Genomic DNA, 18,549 nt, shown 5'->3' with positions numbered 1-18,549 from the left:
TCACGTTTCACGTTCGGCTTATTTCTCTCTTCATTGAACGTCGTTGCTGCGCGGACTACACTTGTTGTTATGCACATGGTTGCCACGCCTAATCGTAAGATGCAACGGGTCCTGCAATTCTCGATGGTCCTTACGCTGGCGTATGTTGGTGCGACCTTCTTCTTCGGGTTGAGGGCGCATTCGCTTGCTCTGATCTCTGAGGCTGGCCATAACGTCAGCGATTTATTGGCGATTGTGCTCTCATTCGTCGCTGTGTACTTCCAGTCTCGACCAGCTACGGAACAGAAGACTTTTGGCTATCAGCGCGCCGGTGTCCTTGCCGCATTTGTCAACGCATCCACCCTGGTGGTTCTTTCGGTCTGGATCGCCATCGAGGCTATTGAGCGCCTCAGCGCCCCGGTTGCCGTCCAACCCAAGCTGATGATGATCGTCGCTCTTGCCGGCGTTGTGATGAATGGAACCATCGCCACCCTCCTTTGGCGCTTCTCTGGAGACGTGAACATCCGCAGCACGTTTCTGCACATGCTCGGAGATACTCTGTCGACCGCCGCAGTCATCGTCGGCGGCGCAGCGATTCTCTTCACGGGTCTCACATGGATCGATCCCGCGCTCTCGATCATTATTGCCGGGATGATTCTGTGGAGCTCAATTGGCATTGTTCGGGAGACGTTGAATATTCTCCTTGAAGGCACACCGCGCAATCTGCAGCTTGGTGAGGTTCGTGAGGCGATGGCTGCGGTCGATGGTGTGCTGAACGTCCACGATCTCCATGTTTGGAGCCTTGGATCAAAGTCGCATGCTTTGGCCAGTCACGTAACCATCGCCGAGATGCCGATGTCCGAGTGCGGAAACATTCTGACATGTATCAACAGCGCCTTGCGGGAGCGATTTCACATCACTCACACGACGATTCAGTTTGAAACGACTGGCTGTGAGACGACTCATGGCTGTGCCGCACCGCCGGAACTTGAGACGGTCGGAGCACATGATCATCATCATGGTCACAGCCACTCGCATTGAGGCTGGCGCCTCTTTCTACGTTTCGAGTTAGTTGAATTGCGGGAACTTCGTATTGTGGCTCTTCGTATGGTGACCATGAGTCCTTTCCTCCGCCTTTGTGCTCTCTTGCTGGTTACCACACTCTTGTCTGTTGCACAGACTCCATCTGCTCCGGCAAGTTTGCCACCGTTAGCTCACGCGAAGCTCTTAAGCTGCGATGGGTTGCCGTGTGTGGATGCCGTGCTTGGAGGAAAACATATTCGGCTCGCCATCGACATTGGCGATCCGAGTCCGGTGTTGAGCGTGAAGGTTGCTCGCGCCCTGGGTCTCACGCTGCAGCCCGTTGTTGGAGCTGACGGGAAGCCCGTGGCGAACTACCAGAAGACTGTTGTGAACAATGTAGCGGTGGGAGACGTGAAGTTCGACGAGCTGAAGTTTCTTGTCATCGATCTTTCCTCGGCGATCAACAACAAGACGTTTCCTGATGTTGACGGTACGCTCGGATATAAGACGTTCGAGAACCGCATTCTTCAGCTTGACTACCCTGACGCCGTCTTCAGCCTCTCGCAGCCGCTAACGACTTCGACCGAGTGTCCGGTGTTCTGCGGTGATATCTCGCTGATCACCTTTGGCCATCATGGTCCGCCCATCGTTACAACCACCGGATTTACTGTGAATGGCAAGCCTATCGCGGTTCAGGTGGATACGATGTTCGCCGGCACGCTGCTTATCTATCCGACTTCAGTGGAGAAGCTGGGAATGACGGCCGAAGCGCAGAGCAAGATATCGAAGTACATTGCGTTTACCGACGGCGGAGTCGATATGTTCGAATCGCAGGTCCGGCAGGTAGGCTTTGGTTCGAAGACGATCGCTGCTGGAGCTGCGCTTTATTTTGCAGGTCCTAAAGTGCATCTGCCCGACGGCCTGTTTGATGGCACCGTCGGGGCAGATGTGCTGGAGCCGTATAAAGTGACGTTCGACTTTCACGACAACAAGTTCTGGCTGGACTAGACGGGCCGCTGCTTAGAGCAGGGTTGCGTCGAGGGTGATGGTTGCGGCCTTGAGGACCTTGGAGACGGGGCAGTTGACCTCGGCGCTGTGAGCGAGCTCGTCGAACTTTGCCTTGTCGAGGCCGGGGACCTTGGCCTTGGTGGTGAGGTGGATCTTGGTGATGGTTGGAGCCTCGTGGACGTCGAGAGTGAGCACGGCTGTGGTCTCGATCGTATCCGGGGTGAGGCCAGCCTTGGTGATCTCTCCGCTGAGGGCCATGGTGAAGCAGCCTGCGTGGGCGGCTGCGATCAGTTCTTCCGGGTTGGTGCCTACACCGTCGGCAAAGCGTGCCTTGAAGCTATACTGCGTGTCCTTCAGAGTGCCGCTCTGGGTTGAAATGGTGCCGGTGCCGTCCATGATCTTGCCTTGCCATACTGCGCTTCCAGTGCGATCCATCTTTGAATCTCCTTGTCGTTTCAACTGTTACTCAGTCAACGGTATCTCCTTCGATGCTCCGCTTGCGCCAAAGGAGCTTGAAAAAAATCCGGTCTGCGATAGCATCGGCTGATGCCGATTCTCTGCGCCGCTGAGATTGCCGTTGAGCAGGAAGTGACCACGTGCCCGATCCCTTCCGTTCCGACTGACCATCACTCCCGCTTCTGTCCCACCTGCTCGTCGCGGCTGGAGGACAGCCGGTGCAAGCTGGTGTGCCGGACCTGCGGGTACTTTCTGAGCTGCGCGGACTTCTACTAGACGCATACGGTGCAACTTTCTACGCACGGACTGTGCCTGTCAAGCCCCAGAACCTTGTAACCCTTTCTCTGTCAGCTACATCCGCTTGGCGTATGAGTTATACTCCAACCGCTATACTTGAAAGTAACGACAAGAATTGAGATGGGAAGCACGATATCGGGGCTAACTCCTTTCGTTGGACGAATTTGGACGCAACCCATTTATTATGACGAATTTGCGAGGGACTGTAAACCGTAAACCCATGATTACAAGCACTTTACGCGCAGGTAATAGGGGGGGTGGGGGTAGGACCATCCTGGTAGCGCTCACACCCGTTTGAGAACATCGTTGGGTGTTGGTGGGTCATCCAATCTCTGGAGTTCAGGTAAGGAGATCAGACTCATGCACCGGATACATGTTTTAGCAGCAAATATAGCCCTCTTCGGTGTGGTCAGCGTTGCGGGTGCGCAGCAGGCTACCCCGGCTGGTCCGGTCTACCCAGACACGAATGTACCGGATAGAGCCGCGCCGTTGACGAAAGATCAGTTGAAGGCGCAGAAGGCGCAGCAGAAGAAGGAAGAGAAGTCGGCAGATGCGAATGCCAAGGCGACGAAGGCTGACGCGAAGGCGAAGAAGCAGCACGACAAGGCTGTGCAGGCGGATGAGAAGGCGAACCCGAATGCGCCAGCAGAAGGTACTCCTGCGAGTTCAACTCCGCCTCCGCAGAGATAATGTTTCGGAGGTTTAGCAGGAGAGCGGTTGTGTGTTCGGTTCGTCAGCGTCGCTGAGGGGTCATGCTGGACGGGTCCGTTGCGTGAGGCCGGCGGTTTGCACGCCGTGACTTGTCGGGGACTTAGTTTCGGGGACTTATGGCAATGATCCTTATGGTGTAGCGACTGCAACAGCAGATTCCCTTCGGGAATGACAAACAAGAAAAGCAACGGCAACAGCAGATTCCCTTCGGGAATGACAAAAAGCGAAAGCGACTCTACGCCAACTGCGGCGCTGCTTTAGTTTTTCAACCGTCGCGCAAGTTTGCCGACGGGGCTCGCGAGAATTCGCTCCCGGATGCTCTTCTCAGGCACCGGCAGAGACTCTTGGCAGACAACTTGAAAGAGTGCCCTCTGGTCGATCTTTGTTCCATAACCGCTTGGTTCTCGCAGGAACTCGGCTACGAGCACGGTCTGCGTACCGGTCTTTTGCGCCCAATCTTCGAAGGCGCGTTTTTCAGATTCCTGTTCCCCCAGGAATTCGTCGAAGAGCAACAAGCTGCCGGTTCCCAATAATGGTGTCAGCCACATCAAGGCGCACATCGTGGAGGAATAGAGATCCGCATCGAGGGAAGCGAGAGAGACGCGGCCAACGCGAGATGCCAGTTCCGGCGTGAGGGATTGGTCAAAGAATCCTTTGACGATCTGTACTCCGGCAATCCTGGGCGGTTCGCAGGCAAACTCGCCGATCTCGCAGTTTTCGTATTTTTCCTGCAATCCCTCGAACGAATCGCAGGCAAACACCTGCTTTTTCGAGCGCGCGGATGCATTGCGAAGAATGCGGGTTGAATTGCCATTCGCGACGCCGAACTCCATGATGTGACCAGGCACGCGTTCGGACATCGCGACGCTTAGTTCGAGCACAGACTTCCTCGAGGCGAAAGCTGCTTTGTCCTGCAGTTGTTCCCAAGTGAAACTTTCGGTGGTCACCATACGATGTCTCCCTGTAAGAGATCGTGTCCGAGTTGGCAGGTCGCTTGATTATTTAAGTCTGTCGGCGACGACGTTCACGTCGTTTCTTTTTCCTTTGACTAGATCTTTAACCGATGCAGGAACGAATGCCTTTACTCTCGCTTTTAGCGTTGTGCTGCTGGCTGGTGCTTTCGCTCCAATTCGAAGGTCTTCCCATGCAGGACCTTCCTGCACCTTTACTTCCTTGTACCAAAGATTTCCATACATCTGGGTTCGTTGGCCACTCAGGTGGTTGTATGCGGTCTTTACACCATGCATCGTGTCATTCTTCGGGGCGAAGATGACCATACTATTATTTTCGCGTTGCACTTTTTTTGTCTCACACCAAGTCCATGGAACCCAGCATCTGTCTTCGTTGAGATGGCCGTCCCAGTAAGCCTGAACGTATTTGAACTCGTCTCGGAATGTTAGATAGTGAGTGTGGTGATCCTGCTTTTCGGATTGCGCGTCGGGATTAATATTCACCATGTAAGTCAGCGCCTTGCGCCTGATATCAGGATGCGGACTTATCTCATATCCATCCAGGTATTTTTGAATTCCCGTGTCATAGGTTACGGTGCCTAAGTCGAGTCCGAACTTTGCGGCGAGTGCCTCTTGAAATTCTCTACCTTTCATAAATTCGGATAGATCCGAGACGATCGCCGACGTCGGTGACATAAGGCGAAGTGTCATGCCAAAGCCTTCACACGCTGAATTTGTGGTGTGGTTGGAGCTTTTATCCTTGTGCCATTTCAGGTAGATATCCCGGTCGGTAATACAGCCAGGAAAATTGATGATCTTATAGCCTTTTTCGAACAGGGATGAGAAGAGTTGCTCATCCGATTGAACACTGGGCACAGCAATCTCATTTGCAGCCAGGATCTGTTTCAGATGGTTATCGTTGAACAGATTATTGATTTGAATATGTGAGAAGGGATAATCCTCGAACTTAGCCGAATTGATCTTGTCGATCAGGTATTGAAATTGCATGCTTTTTTCTCTCCGTTGTTGAAGCTTGCGATTGGCTTGCAGAGCACAGTGGTTCGAGGTATCTCAATCCAGCACGGCAAGTAGTTAGCGTGCGTGGCTACAACAGATAAAAGAAAACCGGGGAGTGAGACGAATTCTACTATGGGTTCATTGTTGAGTTCATTTATTTGCCAGGTCAACAATTAGCTCGATGATCCAAGACAGTCTCTCGACGCTTGCGGATAACAAACGAGTTATGCCTTAAATGAAGAAAGCCCCGTTGGTCTGGGGCTCTCTTCTTCTTTGATCATGGCGATTGGAGCGTAACCAAGACGTCAAGAATAATTATTGGTGAATTAATTGCTTCGGACTATCTGATGCTGCTGCTTGCTTTGCGTGCGGCTTCGAACTCGTCTTTAGGGTTCCACTGGATGGGGGCGGGTGCGGAGATTGCGATCCAGCCTAGCTCCATGCCGAAGCGGTCGAGTTTGGCGTTGCCGGCGAAGTCCCAGCTGGGGCGATAGTTGTCGGTGAAATTGTGATAGTCGTGCGCGGTGAACTCTTCGTGTTGACTCTTTCCCCATGCAGCGTCGTGTCCCTCGTAGAGGTTTCCGGTCTCGATGGAGAAGGCGGGGATGCCGACGCGGGAGAGGCTGAAGTGGTCGGAGCGGTAGTAGCTACCGGCGGAGGGCTTGGGATCGGGCACGATGGCTAGGTTGAAGCGCTTGGCGGTGGCTTCGACGGTGGGATAGAAGGTGGTGCGCTGGGCTCCATTGACGTTGGTCTGGAGGGGGACGCCGATGGGCAGGATCATGTCGTAGTTCATGTCGAGGGAGATCTGCCCGGCGGGGATGGGTGGGTGCTGGCCGAGGTATTCGCTGCCGAGGAGGCCTTGTTCTTCGGCGGTGACGGCGGCGAAGATGAGCGAGTGAGGGAGCTTGATGCCGGACTGTGACCAGGCTCGGGCGAGTTCGAGGAGCATGCCGCAGCCGGTGCCGTTGTCGGCGGCTCCGTTGTAGATGTTGTCGCCTGCCATGCCGGGGACGAAGCCGAGGTGATCGAAGTGTGCGGTGTACAGGACTGCCTGATCTTTGCCGGAGCTGTCGGCAGCTCCTGAAGCGTTTGCGCCGGGGAGGATGCCGACTACGTTGGGAGATTGGAAGGGGCGGACGACGCTTTCGACGTGGGCGTGGAGGCGGACGGGAAGCTCGATGGCCTTGAAGCCGCGCTTGCCTGCTGCTTCGATCTCGGCGTCGGCGTTGAGGTTGGAGGATTTGAAGATTTGCTTGGCTGCATCGAGCTGGATCCAGCTCGCATCCTCGAGTTGGGGATTTTTGTCGTCACGAAGATACGTTTTTTCGCTGGTGTTGGAGTTTTTTACTACGTCCCAACCGTAGCTGGCGAGGTCGGCGCGATGGATGATGAGTGCGCCGATGGCGCCTTTGCGCGCAGCTTCTTCGAATTTGTAGGTCCAGCGACCGTAGTAGGTGAGGGCGTCGCCGCCGAAAAAGGCGGGATCGGTGGAGGGTGGGTCGCCGACGATGCAGAGGATGACTTTGCCTTTGACGTCGATGTTGGCGTAGTCGTTCCATTGGAACTCGGGGGCGTCGACGCCGTAGCCGACGAAGACGATGGGGGCGTCGATGTCTACGACGGGGGTAAGGGTGCGGTTGGAGACAGTGTAGTCGTCACCGTACTTGAGGTCGATAGAGTAGAGGTCGATCGACATCTGGCCCTCGGGCTTTTTGGGGACGAGGGAGAAGGTGGTTTTGGCGGCGATGGCGTTCATGCCGACGAAGTTGATCTGCTGGAGGTAGGTGCCGTTGTCGCCGCCGGGTTTGAGGCCGTAGAGGGCGAACTGGGTGGCGATGTACTTGGCGGCGAGCTCGCTGCCGCGGAGGCCGGGGCCGCGGCCTTCGAGGAGGTCGTCGGCGAGGAACTGGACGTGGGCACGGATCTTTTCGCCGTCGATGGAGGCCTCTGCGGCTTTGACTGCGGGGGGAATTGCCTGGGCGAGCAAGGGTGTGGAGAGGCAGACAAGAGCGGCGGAGGCGACGGCAGAACGAATCTTCATGCGGGTGATGCTCCTTGTACGGCTTTGTTGGGTGGGATCAGTCTAATCGTTACCGGGTCGCGGTATGCATCTATACGTGTGAGAGACCAGTCGCTGCGTCGTTCGCGTGTGCCGGGATGTTGGTAAGCGATTGGATTGAAGGCGGATTTGGTATGTTTATTCGCATGGGGATCAAGCGCCTTTGTGCGGCTCTAGCGTTGGGGTTGGTGGTTTCGTCTGGTGTCGCGGAGGACAGCAAGACGCTTGCCCCGACGCCGCCGATGGGTTGGAACAGCTGGGACTCGTATGGGCTGACGGTGACGGAGGCGCAGTTTCGGGCGAACATGACGGTGCTGGCGGCGCAGTTGAAGGAGTTTGGGTGGCAGTTTGTGGTGGTGGATGAAGGGTGGTATCTGCAGAACCCTGAGAACGCGTCGGTGCCGGAGGCGTTGCGGTATACGGTGAATCTGCGTGGGCAGTATGAGCCAGCGGCGAATCGGTTTCCTTCGTCGGTGAATGGCGGTGGGTTCAAACCGCTGAGCGATGCGGTGCATGATGAAGGGCTGAAGTTTGGGATTCATATCATTCGCGGAATTCCGAAGAAGACGGTGTTGGCGAATACGCGGATTGGCAGGACGAAGTATCGCGCGAGCTTTGCAGCGGATACGGCCGATGTGTGTCCGTGGAATCCGGATAACTTTGGCGTGAAGACGAATGCGGCAGGGCAGGCGTGGTACGACGCGTTGATGAAGCAGTATGCGTCGTGGGGCGTGGACTATCTGAAGGTGGATTGCATTGCGTCGCATCCGTATAAGGGTGCGGAGATACGGATGATTCATAAGGCGATTGAACGGTCAGGAAGGTCGATGGTGTTGAGTCTGTCGCCGGGGCCGACTTCGCTGGAGAATGTGGCCGAGGTCGCGAAGAATGCGCAGCTGTGGAGGATCTCGAACGATGTGTGGGACCACTGGGATACGGAGAAGGGCAAGGAGTGGTCGCAGAGTGTGAAGGGGCAGTTTCCGGTGATTGCGAGCTGGGCGAGATTTGTGGAGCCGGGGAGCTGGCCGGATGCGGATATGTTGCCGATAGGGCAGCTGCGGCCGGTGCCGGGAGAGGGAAAGCCGCGGGCCTCCAGGCTGACGACGGATGAACAGAGGACGATGATTACGTTGTGGGCGATTGCGCGATCACCACTGTTTATCGGAGGAAACCTGACACAGATGGATGATGCGATGAAGTCGCTGCTGACGAATCCGGGGGTGATTGAGATGGATCAGCACTCGGTGGAGAGCGGACAGACGGAGCAGAGTGGAGACATGGTGGTGTGGACATCGAAGTCCTCTGCGGGGACGCCGAAGAAGTATCTGGCGGTGTTCAATCTGAGCGATGCTCCGTTGCATATCGACAGGGCGTACGCGGAGTATGGGTTTGTCGACCGGGCGCAGTATAAGGTGCGGGATCTGTGGCAGAGGAAGGAGCTGGGGGTGCAGAGTGCGTTGACGGTGGACCTGCCGCCGCATGGGTCGATCGTGTTGTCGCTGCGTGAGTAGTGGTTTGTGGGGAGTGGTTGCTTCGCGCGTAGGTTCGCCTTAGTATCGCCCTGAGTGGACATTGCGAAGAACAGGGCGAAGATGGATCTGAATAGGGAGAAGTCGGCTGAGGCGGAGCGGTTGGTTTCGGCTGGGAAGGTCGATGATGACGCGGCGTTTGAGCTGAAGCTGCGGCCTACGCGACTGGCGGAGTTTATCGGGCAGGAGAAGGCGAAGGAGCAGCTGGCGATTGCGCTGGAGGCGGCGAAGTCTCGCGGTGAGGCGCTGGATCATGTGCTGCTGTTTGGGCCGCCGGGGCTGGGTAAGACGACGCTGGCGACGATTATCGCGAATGAATTGGGCGTGGGGTATCAACAGACGTCGGGGCCGGCGCTGCAGATTCAGGGCGACCTGACTGCGATTCTGACGAATCTGCGGGAGAGACAGGTTTTATTTCTGGATGAGATTCATCGGCTGCAGCCGGTGCTCGAAGAGAAGCTGTATACGGCGCTTGAGGACTACAAGCTGGACATCATCATTGGGCAAGGGCCTGCGGCGCGGACGCACGTGATGGAGATTCGGCCGTTCACGTTTGTGGCGGCGACGACGAGGCCGGGTCTGCTGAGTTCGCCGCTGCGGTCGCGGTTCGGGATTTTGCTGCGGCTGGAGTTTTATACCGACGATGAGCTGCGGTTTGTGGTGGAGCGCAGCGCCGAGGTGATTGGAGTGCCGATCGATCGCGATGGCGCAGCGGAGATTGCGATGCGGTCGCGGGGGACGCCGCGCATTGCGAATCGCCTGCTGCGGCGAGTGAGGGACTATGCGCAGGTGAGGGCGCAGGGCGTGATTGACCGGCCTACAGCGCAGGCGGCGCTGGCGCTGCTTGAGGTGGATGCTCATGGGTTCGATGAGCTGGACCGGCGATTGCTGCGGACGATTATTGAAAAGTACGATGGTGGGCCGGTGGGCTTGAATACGCTGGCTGCAGCGCTGGCAGAGGAGCAGGATGCGCTGGAGGAGGTGTATGAGCCGTTCCTGATTCAGATTGGATTTCTGGATCGAACGCCGCGGGGCCGGGTGGCGACGAGGCTTGCGTATGAGCACCTTGGGATCGAGATGCCGCGGAAGCTGAGTCTGTTTTAGCGGATTTTTTCTTTGTGGTGGAGTGTGGTTTTTGCAGGGGTATTTGCAGATTTGTGGTGTTCAAATGTGGTGCTTTGGATGGTGAAATGTGGTGGATTCGTGGTGAATTGTGTGGCTGGAGTGTGATGAAAGATTGAGCGCGAAAAATACGCCAACTTTTTGAGATATTTTTCACTTTCTTTTGCGGAGGTTAAGTGAAGACGATTCGGGAGTTGATTGCAGGGCTGGGTGTTTTGTTTACGGTGGGAGTTGCAGCGATCTTTTATTCGAGACTGCCGGAGAAGGTTGCGACTCACTTCAACGCGGCGGGAGTGGCGGATGGTTTTGGTGGGCGGGCGATACTCTGGTTGCTCGCGGGGAATGCAATCTTTGTGTATGGGGTGATGTCGGCGGTACCGTTTCTTCCGCTGAAGGTGAATCTGCTTCGACCACTCACGTCGGAGCAGGAGAGTGCGGCGCGGGTGGGTGCTCTCGCGCTTGTGGGATGGTTGAAGGCGGAGATCGTCTGGACGCTCGGCTATGTATGTCTGGCAATTGTGCGAATTGGGTTGGGCCTGCAGGAGACGCTGGGGTTTGCGTTTTTGCCGGCGACGTTAAGTGTGATTGGGGCGACGTGTGGATACTACCTCGTGCAGATGTTGAGATCGACGCAGGCACATGGTTAATTTCGCGGCGGAAATTTCGCGGCGGAAAAAAAATCTGTTGAGGTGTTGTCTCTTCAACAAACTAAACACCGTGGTGATGATGTTTACGGGCTTTTGAACAGAGGCGTGGGTTGCATTGGGAAGTGGTAACGATGTTAGAGTGAAGGAACACGGAGATTAGTTTGATATTTGGTTACCTTTGTTCGGCGTTAGTAAGAAATGGAATGGGCATTGAAGCGGGACCGGCATGGATGTTTTTGCCAGCGACGCTGATCGCGATCGGGGCGACCTGCGGATATTATCCGGTGCGGATCTTTCGGTTGATCCATATGGGTAATACGTCGGGTGGCGTAGGCAGGTAATTCGTCCCGAGACTTGAGGAGACAGGAGTGCTCCTCATAAGCAACAGATAAGGTTACTTATTCTCTTTTAAATGTGACCGCGTCCGGCGGCCAGTCGCTCTCTTGCTGCGACACGCTTCCAGGGCGGTGCACACCTACCTGCTTGCTTATTTCATTCGCGAGAGTTCACAAGAATTTCGATAGCGCCCGTCGCAGAAAACGGACGGCGAGTGTGTTTATCCAACGTTGATGCGGGAATGAAGGTCTATCCCCTAAAAGGCACATGTTGGTAACCAGGGAAGTTTCATAGAGTAACTGAGCATAGCTGATCTTTTTGTCTGCCGGAAGTTCTGACTAGTGGGAACGAATTTGTGAACGAGTCGGAGGCACCGTGCGTTTTTTGCTTTTTTCTATCCGTGACTTAAAGCGGATGCAATTTAGAAATCTGTTCCTCCTGATGACTTTGGCCACTGGCCTGCTTGTTATCTCAGGTGGTTGTGCGGCCGGTAGTGCGGGTTCTAGCGGATCGTCTACGGGATCAACTGGTTCAACTGGTTCTACGGGCTCCAATGGCTCTACTGGATCAACTGGATCAGGCTCCACAGGCTCTGACGGTTCTGGTGGTTCTACAGGCTCCGGTGGTTCCACGGGCTCTACAGGTTCTGGTGGAGCATCGACTGGGTCCAGCGTCTCTGTCACGGGTGCCGGACAGGTTCGCGTTGGTGGGACAGCGCAGTTTACGGCCACGGTGAGCGGAAGCAGCAGCAACGCGGTCGACTGGCAGGTCAATGGCGTCAGCGGTGGTTCAGCTTCTGCCGGTGTGATCTCTGCCGCTGGTCTCTACACCGCGCCAAATAGTCTGCCGTCACCAAACACTGTCACGATTGCTGCCGTCAGCGCTGCCGTTTCAACGCCGGGCACGATGACCGCGACGATTCTGAATCCAATTCCAAATGTGACGGGCGCGATTGCAACACAAAGCGGCAACTCGACGACGTACACCCTTTCGGTAAGCGGCTCCAGCTTTGTGAATGGAGCGCAGATCGAGGTTGGCGGCACCGCGGTTACTACAACTTTCGTGTCAGCGACTCAGCTGACTGCCAAGGTGACGGTTCCCTCTGGAACGACCTCACTGACGATCAATGTTTTGAATCCTACGTCTGGTGGTACGGCTTCGGCGACGGAGTATGCGGCGATCGGCGCGGCGCAAACGGCTCTTCCTGCTGCTGCACGACTGCTTGACCAGTCAACGTTCGGTCCTACGTTGACGGATATCGAGCATGTTCAGCAGATAGGAATTGACGCTTACATTACTGAGCAATTCAGTAAGCCGGCGACACCGTTAGGCGTACTTCCTGTTGTTCCTGCTGCTATCTGCGCGAATGGGAACTACTGGACCTGCGTGCAGTCGGAGTGGTGGCATACGATGCTGACCTCGCCTGACCAGCTTCGCCAGCGAGTTGCCTTTGCGCTGTCGCAGATCTTCGTTGTATCGACGGTTGCTTTGGATGGCCGCTCTGTCGTGCTGTACCAGAACATGCTGGTGAACGACGCTCTCACAAACTTCTCGACCATCATGAAAGATGTCACGCTCTCTCCAGCGATGGCTACCTATCTGAACATGGCGAACAGTAACAAGCCGCCTGCGGGGCAGATAGCGAACGAGAACTATGCCCGCGAGATGATGCAACTGTTCAGCACAGGTATCGATGTTCTGAACCAGGATGGGAGCCTGCAACTGGATGGAAGCGGCAACCCGATTCCGGTTTACACCGAAGCTCAGGTAGAGGCCTTTGCTCGCGCATATACCGGCTGGACATTTGCCACCTCTACGGGTGGGGTGCCTAGCTCGTTTCCGAACTACACAGCTAACTTCTCTTATCCGTTGGTTGCGGTTGAGAGTAGCCACGACACGACTGCGAAGACTCTGTTGAATGGGACCGTTCTTCCTGCGGGACAGACTGCGGAGCAGGATCTTGTCGGCGCACTGGCGAACCTGTTTGCGCATCCCAATGTTGGTCCGTTCATCTGTCGGCAACTGATTCAGCATCTCGTGACGGGTAATCCGAGCCCTGCTTATGTTGCACGAATCTCCGCCGTGTTTGGGAACAATGGCAATAACGTTCGCGGAGATATGCAGGCCGTGGTGCGTGCAATTCTCGAAGACACTGAGGCACGTGCGGGCGATACGAATGCTGCCTCCGATGGCGGTCACCTGCGCGAGCCAATGTTGTATATGACAAATGTGCTGCGCGGGCTCGGATTTACGTCTACCTCACCGACGGGCGACAACAGCATGCTTAGCACGTACACGACTACGATTGGAGAGGTCCCGTATTTGTCCAGCAGCGTTTTCAACTTCTTTCCGCCGAACTATGTCATTCCAGATACAGCGACGAACTCTCCTGAGTTCAGCCTGGAGAATACGGGGAGTGCCATTCTGCGTCTTACGATTGCCGACAATGTTGTCTTCAACAAGATCTCCTACTTCAAAGGAGATCTGAGCGCCACCAGTGCACTTGGGATCACGGCTTCGAAGACTGGCGTTGCTGCGACCGATGCGGGCAACCTGGTTGATTCGCTCGGGATTATTTTTATGCATGGCCAGATGCCGACGCAGATGCGTACCGCGATCGTGAACCATGTGGCGACGATCACGAATATTCCGGAGCGCGTTCGCGTGGCCACCTACCTGGTGATCACGTCCTCGCAGTACAAGATCGAAAACTAGCGATTATCGCAAGAGGAGCAACAACATGAGTTTCAATCGACGCACGTTCATTAAATCTGCATCTCTAGCGGCAGCGGGTAGTGCCGCCGGACTACGTCCGTTTGGTGCTCTCAACGCTCTTGCTCAAAGCGCCAGTGATTACAAGGCGCTGGTGTGCATCTACCTTTTTGGCGGCAACGATGGGAACAATACCCTGGTGCAGTTTGATAGCAAAGGTTACGCGAACTACTCCAGCATCCGTGGCCCGCTTGCGATTCCGCAGAGCCAGCTGCTGCAGCTAAGCGCGGCGCCGACGTTTGCTGTGCATCCGAATCTTCCTGATATTCAGTCTCTGTTTGACAACAAAGCGGCGGCGTTTGTTTCGAACGTTGGAACGTTGATCGAGCCTACGAGTCGGGCGCAGTACATCGCGAGCCAGTTCAATGGCAAGGGGTTGCCAAGCAATCTCTTTTCGCACCCTGACCAGCGGCTTGAGTGGGAGAATGCCGCGGCGAGCACCACAACGCAGACCGGATGGGCTGGGCGCATCGCTGATACGTTGAACGTAACGTATAACCCGAATGGGAACTTTCCGATGGTGACGTCGGTCGCGGGTGACACGCTGTTTTGTGATGGATCACACACGTCGCCTGTCTCGGTGAGTCCGGGTAACATTGGCGCGGGTCAATGCTCGGAGGTGGCGGAGTGCGCAGGTCGGCAGGCTACCGCTCAGGCACTGCTTGGATTCAACTCCGGTATTACGCTTGTCCAGGCCGACAACAACATTACGACGAAGGCGTATGCGTATGCGAAGGCTCTCTCTGATGCGGTTCAGTCGGTGAATCCGCTGAAGACGGTGTTTCCTGCGAACAACGGGCTGGCGGCGCAGCTTCAGCAGATTGCGCAGATTATTCAGGTGCGGTCGGCGCTGGGTGTGAACCGGCAGATCTTCTTTGCGGGCATTGGAAACTTCGACACGCACTCTGGCCAGGTGGTAGCGCAGGGACAACTGCTGGCTGGTATAAGTTCGGCGATCGCAGCGTTTTATCAGGCGACGCAGGAGCTTGGTGTGCAGAATAATGTAACGAGTTTCACGATGTCCGACTTCGGCCGTGCGTTACAACCGAATTCGAATACCGGTTCGGATCACGCGTGGGGATCGCATCATATGGTCATCGGGGGGGCGGTCAAGGGGGGCAAGTTGTATGGCACGTACCCGACACTGGCGCTTGCTGGGCCTGACGACTCAGGGTCGAATGGCCGCTGGGTTCCTACTACAGCGAGCATTCAATATGCGGCGACGCTTGCGCAGTGGTTCGGCGTTAGTGCGGCGCAGTTGCCGGCTATCTTCCCCAACATCGGGAACTTCTCGACGAACAGTCTCGGGTTTGTATAGAGCTTGACCGGCTGAGAACGATGTTTGTAGCGACTATCGGCGAATTTTGACGGTAATGGAACTTCCATGTGGTGTGGGCGTAGTGGATTATTAATACGCATACACTCTCGAATCCGGCAGGTGACATGGAAGCTCGGCAGCCGATAAAACTTCAGGCAGATTTGCGCGCGATTATTTGGCTCAGCGTGGGATTTGCTGCGCTCAAGCTTGTGATTCAGGTTGTGGGCAATATTCAGGCGCAACATGCTGGGTATGGCATCTTTCGCGATGAGATGTACTACCTGGTGTGCGGGCGACGACTTGCGTTTGGATATGTTGATCAGCCTCCGCTGGTTGCGTTACAGGCGCGGTTGAGCGAGATGCTGTTTGGACACGACACGATGTGGTCGCTGCGGCTGATCTCGGCGATGGCCGGGGCTGTGAAGGTGTTCCTTACGGGGCTGCTGGTGTGGGCGCTTGGTGGTGGGCGTAAGGCGGCTGCGCTGGCGATGCTTGCGGTGATTGGGGCTGGAGTTTATCTCGGTATCGATAGCTTTCTCTCGATGAACTCGTTCGACCCGGTGTTGTGGATGGGGTGTGCGTTGGCGCTGGTGCGCATCGTGAAGGCGGAGTCGCCGAGTGAGATTCGGAATTGGTGGATTGTCTTTGGCGTTAGCGCTGGGCTTGCGTTTGAGAATAAGGATTCTGTTGTCTTCTTTTTGATCGCGATGCTGATTGCGTTGGTGCTGACGCCGCAGCGGCGCATACTTGCGAATCGCTGGTTTGGTGTTGGGGTATTGCTGATTGTGCTGGTCGCGTTGCCGAACTTTTTGTGGCAGGTACATAATCACTTTCCTACGTTGGAGTGGCTGCACAAGACGGAGGGTTCGGATAAGGTTGTGAAGTTTCCGCCGGGCGAGTTTTTTGTGGCGCAGATACTGACGCTTACTCCTTATAGCGTTTTGCTTTGGGGAAGCGGCGTTTTGTGGCTGCTGTTTGCGAAGGCGTCGCGGGAGTTTCGTTTTGTCGGTGTGTTTTATCCGATCTTTCTTGTGATGATGATGGCGTTGCATGCGAAGGACTACTACCTTGTGCCGGCGTATCCGGTGTTCTTTGCGGCTGGAGCTGTTGCGTGGTTTGCCTGGGCGCAGCGTGTTGTCTGGCGGAATGCGCTGATCGGTGTTTATGCGGTGGTTACTGTTGTTGGTTTGGTGGTTTTCTTTCCGCTCTCCGTTCCTGTGATGCCGCCGCAGCAATGGCTTGCTTATACGGAGAAGCTGCACTTCAGGCCGAAGGAGAGTGAGACGCATGCGGCTACTCCGCTGCCGCAGTTTTATGCTGACCGGTTTGGCTGGCATGAGATGGTGGAGCAGGTTGCCGGGATTTATAACGCACTGCCGCCGCAGGAGCGAGCGGTGACCGGGATTCTGGCTGGGAACTATGGAGAAGCTGGGGCGATCGATATTCTCGGTGAGAAGTACGGGTTGCCGCATGCAATCAGTGGGCATTTGACTTACTGGCTGTGGGGGCCGCGTGGGTATACCGGGGAGGAGACGATCGTAATCAATGGGGCGACTCTGCAGGAGATGCAGAAGGCTTATGCTTTGTGCACGGTTGTGGGGATGCGGGAGCTGCCGTATGCGATGCCCTGGGAGCATGGGCCGATCTTTCTGTGCCGGGGAAGAAAGACGACGTATCAGGCAGATTGGGATGAGATGAAGAGGTATTTGTAGCGACTCTGTGCGCGCGTCTATGGAGCCAGGGAGATCGCAGGTTGTCCGACGAGTCGTTGCGCGATGTGTTGGCCGAGTTTGTCGGCGAAGGCGTTATTGTCGGGGGCGGTGTTGAATAGGACGACGACGGCGAAGTCCTTGTCTGGATTGAAGACGGCGTATGAGCTGTAGCCTCCGGTTCCGCCGTTGTGCCAGAAGCCGTTGTCGGCATCGGTGTGAAACCAGTTGAGAGCGATGTGTGCTGCGGGTGAGACTTCGGCGTGGATGATGTGTGAGGCGTTGATTGCCGCGGGAAGGGTTTTGCCCCGCGGGGTTGTTGCGGGGGGAAGCTTGTCGGGATGAAGCTGAGCTTCGAGATAGAGGAGCATGTCGGCGGCGGTGGAGCGTATGCCCCCGGCTCCGGCGAGGGCGTCGAGATCCCAGGCGTGAGCGGGATGATGATCGGCGTCGTAGCCTGCGATGAATCGTGTTTTCATCGCAGGCGTCAGGGTGACAGCGGTGTCGTTCATCTGAAGGGGGCCGGTGATCTGCTGATGAAGAAGATCGTTGTAAGGAAGATTGGCGCGGTTGGCGAGCGCGGCTCCGAGAAGACCGACGCCGAGGTTGCTGTAGCCGAAGGGAGCGTCGGCGGGGAGTTCGACGCCGTGTTTGGCGATGAAGGCGTAGAGGAGTTTGGTGTCGTAGTCGGCGTAGGGGTTGGTGGGGTCGGCTGGCGCGAAGTTGTCGGGCAGGCGAGGGAGACCGGAGTGCTGATCGCTGAGATCGAGCAGCGTGATCTCGGGGCCGGAGGGCTTGGCGACGGTTCCGGTGGGAAGGAGATCGCGGACGGGCTCGGTTAGTTGGACCGATTTCTGCTCGACCATTTGGGCGAGGATGAGTCCGGTGAATGTCTTTGTGATGGAGCCGATCTCAAAGACAGAATCTGGCTTGGCTGTGCCGTAGCTGAAGATGGTGCGCTGGCCGTGACTGATGACTCCGATGGTGATGCCTGCGTGGGTGGAGGGAGCGAGCGCGCCTTTGGTGAGTGCTGCCGCGAGATCGTTGTTGAGGATGGCCTGAATGGTGTTCGCGTCGGCAGGAGGGAGAGCGGCGTCCGGTGGTGCGACGGGCGTGGGCTTCAAAACGGAGGTCTGGCGCTCTAAGGTAAGGGGCAAGTCGGTGCCTTGTGTCCAGGTTCCGTCGAGGGTGTTCGCGGTGAGGCTGCCGGACCATCTGCTGTGAACGGCTGGGACGTCGATGGTGATGGGGTTGGTTGGGGAGGAGACGGTGCAGGGAATGCCGATAAAGTTCTGGTCGAGGGAGTCGAGCGAACATGTCCATTTGCGAGTGTCCTGGTGAAGATGGAGCTGCAAGCGGAGAGAAGGTCCACCTGTGTGGAGAGTGCCGAGCCATATACCGTCCAGCACGGGCGGTGGAGGGGTTTGCGCGATGGCGTTGGTGAAGAGTGCAAGGGAGACGACGGCGAAAGAAAAACGGGCCATTGTGAGAAAAGCATAATCGACGGGAGGGTCCGTGGCATGAATTTTTTGCTTTTCTTATGCTGCTGATTGTGGGGGCTCTGCACTGCGTCACTTGCGATGAGATCGTGAGTGGGACGGGCAACGACAACC

16 protein-coding genes are annotated in these 18,549 nt (G+C 56.2%); 10 read left to right on the top strand and 6 right to left on the bottom strand.

Annotated features, from left to right (window positions below; translation table 11 throughout):
• The first annotated feature begins 99 nt into the window (after positions 1 to 99).
• Both RBB82_RS08855 and RBB82_RS08850 read left to right on the top strand, forming a co-directional pair.
• The gene (locus RBB82_RS08855) at positions 100 to 1,020 is read left to right on the top strand and encodes a cation diffusion facilitator family transporter (RefSeq protein ID WP_433974757.1); all 921 of its coding nucleotides are present in this window, start codon (positions 100 to 102) and stop codon (positions 1,018 to 1,020) included.
• Between the two features lie 219 nt (positions 1,021 to 1,239).
• Positions 1,240 to 2,010 carry a retropepsin-like aspartic protease gene (locus RBB82_RS08850; RefSeq protein ID WP_433974756.1) on the top strand — a complete coding sequence of 257 codons (771 nt, stop codon included), beginning with the start codon at positions 1,240 to 1,242 and terminating at the stop codon, positions 2,008 to 2,010.
• Between the two features lie 12 nt (positions 2,011 to 2,022).
• Here RBB82_RS08850 and RBB82_RS08845 read toward each other — a convergent pair whose 3' ends face one another.
• Together RBB82_RS08845 and RBB82_RS08840 are read right to left on the bottom strand one after the other, a co-directional pair.
• Complete coding sequence (locus tag RBB82_RS08845; protein WP_433974755.1) at positions 2,023 to 2,445, bottom strand: OsmC family protein; 423 nt, start codon at positions 2,443 to 2,445, stop codon at positions 2,023 to 2,025.
• Positions 2,446 to 2,472: 27 nt separating this feature from the next.
• Positions 2,473 to 2,748, bottom strand: a complete 276-nt coding sequence (locus tag RBB82_RS08840; RefSeq protein ID WP_433974754.1) for a hypothetical protein — start codon at positions 2,746 to 2,748, stop codon at positions 2,473 to 2,475.
• A 375-nt stretch (positions 2,749 to 3,123) separates the two neighbouring features.
• Here RBB82_RS08840 and RBB82_RS08835 point away from each other — a divergent pair, with 375 nt between their 5' ends.
• The gene (locus RBB82_RS08835; protein ID WP_433974753.1) at positions 3,124 to 3,453 is read left to right on the top strand and encodes a hypothetical protein; all 330 of its coding nucleotides are present in this window, start codon (positions 3,124 to 3,126) and stop codon (positions 3,451 to 3,453) included.
• Positions 3,454 to 3,731: 278 nt separating this feature from the next.
• Here RBB82_RS08835 and RBB82_RS08830 read toward each other — a convergent pair whose 3' ends face one another.
• The 3 genes from RBB82_RS08830 to RBB82_RS08820 all read right to left on the bottom strand — a co-directional run bounded on the left by RBB82_RS08830 (position 3,732) and on the right by RBB82_RS08820 (position 7,485).
• Positions 3,732 to 4,424 (bottom strand): TylF/MycF/NovP-related O-methyltransferase, encoded by a 693-nt coding sequence (locus tag RBB82_RS08830; RefSeq protein WP_433974752.1) that lies wholly within the window; start codon positions 4,422 to 4,424, stop codon positions 3,732 to 3,734.
• A 48-nt stretch (positions 4,425 to 4,472) separates the two neighbouring features.
• Entirely contained in the window at positions 4,473 to 5,432 is a 960-nt protein-coding gene (locus tag RBB82_RS08825) for a hypothetical protein (RefSeq protein WP_433974751.1), read from the bottom strand.
• 349 nt (positions 5,433 to 5,781) lie between these two features.
• The gene (locus tag RBB82_RS08820; RefSeq protein ID WP_433974750.1) at positions 5,782 to 7,485 is read right to left on the bottom strand and encodes a M28 family peptidase; all 1,704 of its coding nucleotides are present in this window, start codon (positions 7,483 to 7,485) and stop codon (positions 5,782 to 5,784) included.
• 152 nt (positions 7,486 to 7,637) lie between these two features.
• Here RBB82_RS08820 and RBB82_RS08815 point away from each other — a divergent pair, with 152 nt between their 5' ends.
• The 7 genes from RBB82_RS08815 (at position 7,638) to RBB82_RS08785 (ending at position 16,939) form a co-directional block, all read left to right on the top strand.
• Entirely contained in the window at positions 7,638 to 9,014 is a 1,377-nt protein-coding gene (locus RBB82_RS08815; RefSeq protein ID WP_433974749.1) for a glycoside hydrolase family 27 protein, read from the top strand.
• Positions 9,015 to 9,095: 81 nt separating this feature from the next.
• The gene (ruvB, locus tag RBB82_RS08810) at positions 9,096 to 10,136 is read left to right on the top strand and encodes a Holliday junction branch migration DNA helicase RuvB (protein ID WP_433974748.1); all 1,041 of its coding nucleotides are present in this window, start codon (positions 9,096 to 9,098) and stop codon (positions 10,134 to 10,136) included.
• A gap of 194 nt (positions 10,137 to 10,330) precedes the next feature.
• Complete coding sequence (locus tag RBB82_RS08805) at positions 10,331 to 10,801, top strand: DUF1648 domain-containing protein (RefSeq protein WP_433974747.1); 471 nt, start codon at positions 10,331 to 10,333, stop codon at positions 10,799 to 10,801.
• A 203-nt stretch (positions 10,802 to 11,004) separates the two neighbouring features.
• Positions 11,005 to 11,142, top strand: coding sequence for a hypothetical protein (locus RBB82_RS08800; protein ID WP_433974746.1), 138 nt, complete (start codon positions 11,005 to 11,007; stop codon positions 11,140 to 11,142).
• Positions 11,143 to 11,578: 436 nt separating this feature from the next.
• Positions 11,579 to 13,852: a DUF1800 family protein gene (locus RBB82_RS08795; RefSeq protein ID WP_433974745.1), complete on the top strand. Its 2,274-nt coding sequence runs from the start codon at positions 11,579 to 11,581 to the stop codon at positions 13,850 to 13,852.
• A 25-nt stretch (positions 13,853 to 13,877) separates the two neighbouring features.
• Positions 13,878 to 15,227: a DUF1501 domain-containing protein gene (locus RBB82_RS08790; protein WP_433974744.1), complete on the top strand. Its 1,350-nt coding sequence runs from the start codon at positions 13,878 to 13,880 to the stop codon at positions 15,225 to 15,227.
• 125 nt (positions 15,228 to 15,352) lie between these two features.
• Positions 15,353 to 16,939 carry a glycosyltransferase family 39 protein gene (locus RBB82_RS08785; RefSeq protein ID WP_433974743.1) on the top strand — a complete coding sequence of 529 codons (1,587 nt, stop codon included), beginning with the start codon at positions 15,353 to 15,355 and terminating at the stop codon, positions 16,937 to 16,939.
• Positions 16,940 to 16,956: 17 nt separating this feature from the next.
• On the opposite strand, the gene RBB82_RS08780 is transcribed toward RBB82_RS08785, so the two are convergent.
• Complete coding sequence (locus tag RBB82_RS08780) at positions 16,957 to 18,420, bottom strand: serine hydrolase domain-containing protein (protein WP_433974742.1); 1,464 nt, start codon at positions 18,418 to 18,420, stop codon at positions 16,957 to 16,959.
• Positions 18,421 to 18,549 lie beyond the last annotated feature (129 nt).

The organism is Tunturiibacter lichenicola (genome assembly GCF_051013355.1).
Taxonomy (GTDB): domain Bacteria; phylum Acidobacteriota; class Terriglobia; order Terriglobales; family Acidobacteriaceae; genus Edaphobacter; species Edaphobacter lichenicola_F.
The sequence above is the reverse complement of the archived record's forward strand: the minus strand, read 5'-3'. Positions and strand labels throughout refer to the sequence as shown.

Coding starts and splice junctions, on each gene's coding strand:
- RBB82_RS08855 (WP_433974757.1), top strand. CDS start 100: ATGCAACGGGTCCTGCAATTCTCGATGGTCCTTACGCTGGCGTATGTT.
- RBB82_RS08845 (WP_433974755.1), bottom strand. CDS start 2,445: ATGGATCGCACTGGAAGCGCAGTATGGCAAGGCAAGATCATGGACGGC.
- RBB82_RS08840 (WP_433974754.1), bottom strand. CDS start 2,748: ATGCGTCTAGTAGAAGTCCGCGCAGCTCAGAAAGTACCCGCAGGTCCG.
- RBB82_RS08835 (WP_433974753.1), top strand. CDS start 3,124: ATGCACCGGATACATGTTTTAGCAGCAAATATAGCCCTCTTCGGTGTG.
- RBB82_RS08830 (WP_433974752.1), bottom strand. CDS start 4,424: ATGGTGACCACCGAAAGTTTCACTTGGGAACAACTGCAGGACAAAGCA.
- RBB82_RS08825 (WP_433974751.1), bottom strand. CDS start 5,432: ATGCAATTTCAATACCTGATCGACAAGATCAATTCGGCTAAGTTCGAG.
- RBB82_RS08820 (WP_433974750.1), bottom strand. CDS start 7,485: ATGAAGATTCGTTCTGCCGTCGCCTCCGCCGCTCTTGTCTGCCTCTCC.
- RBB82_RS08815 (WP_433974749.1), top strand. CDS start 7,638: ATGTTTATTCGCATGGGGATCAAGCGCCTTTGTGCGGCTCTAGCGTTG.
- ruvB (WP_433974748.1), top strand. CDS start 9,096: ATGGATCTGAATAGGGAGAAGTCGGCTGAGGCGGAGCGGTTGGTTTCG.
- RBB82_RS08800 (WP_433974746.1), top strand. CDS start 11,005: ATGGGCATTGAAGCGGGACCGGCATGGATGTTTTTGCCAGCGACGCTG.
- RBB82_RS08795 (WP_433974745.1), top strand. CDS start 11,579: ATGACTTTGGCCACTGGCCTGCTTGTTATCTCAGGTGGTTGTGCGGCC.
- RBB82_RS08790 (WP_433974744.1), top strand. CDS start 13,878: ATGAGTTTCAATCGACGCACGTTCATTAAATCTGCATCTCTAGCGGCA.
- RBB82_RS08785 (WP_433974743.1), top strand. CDS start 15,353: ATGGAAGCTCGGCAGCCGATAAAACTTCAGGCAGATTTGCGCGCGATT.
- RBB82_RS08780 (WP_433974742.1), bottom strand. CDS start 18,420: ATGGCCCGTTTTTCTTTCGCCGTCGTCTCCCTTGCACTCTTCACCAAC.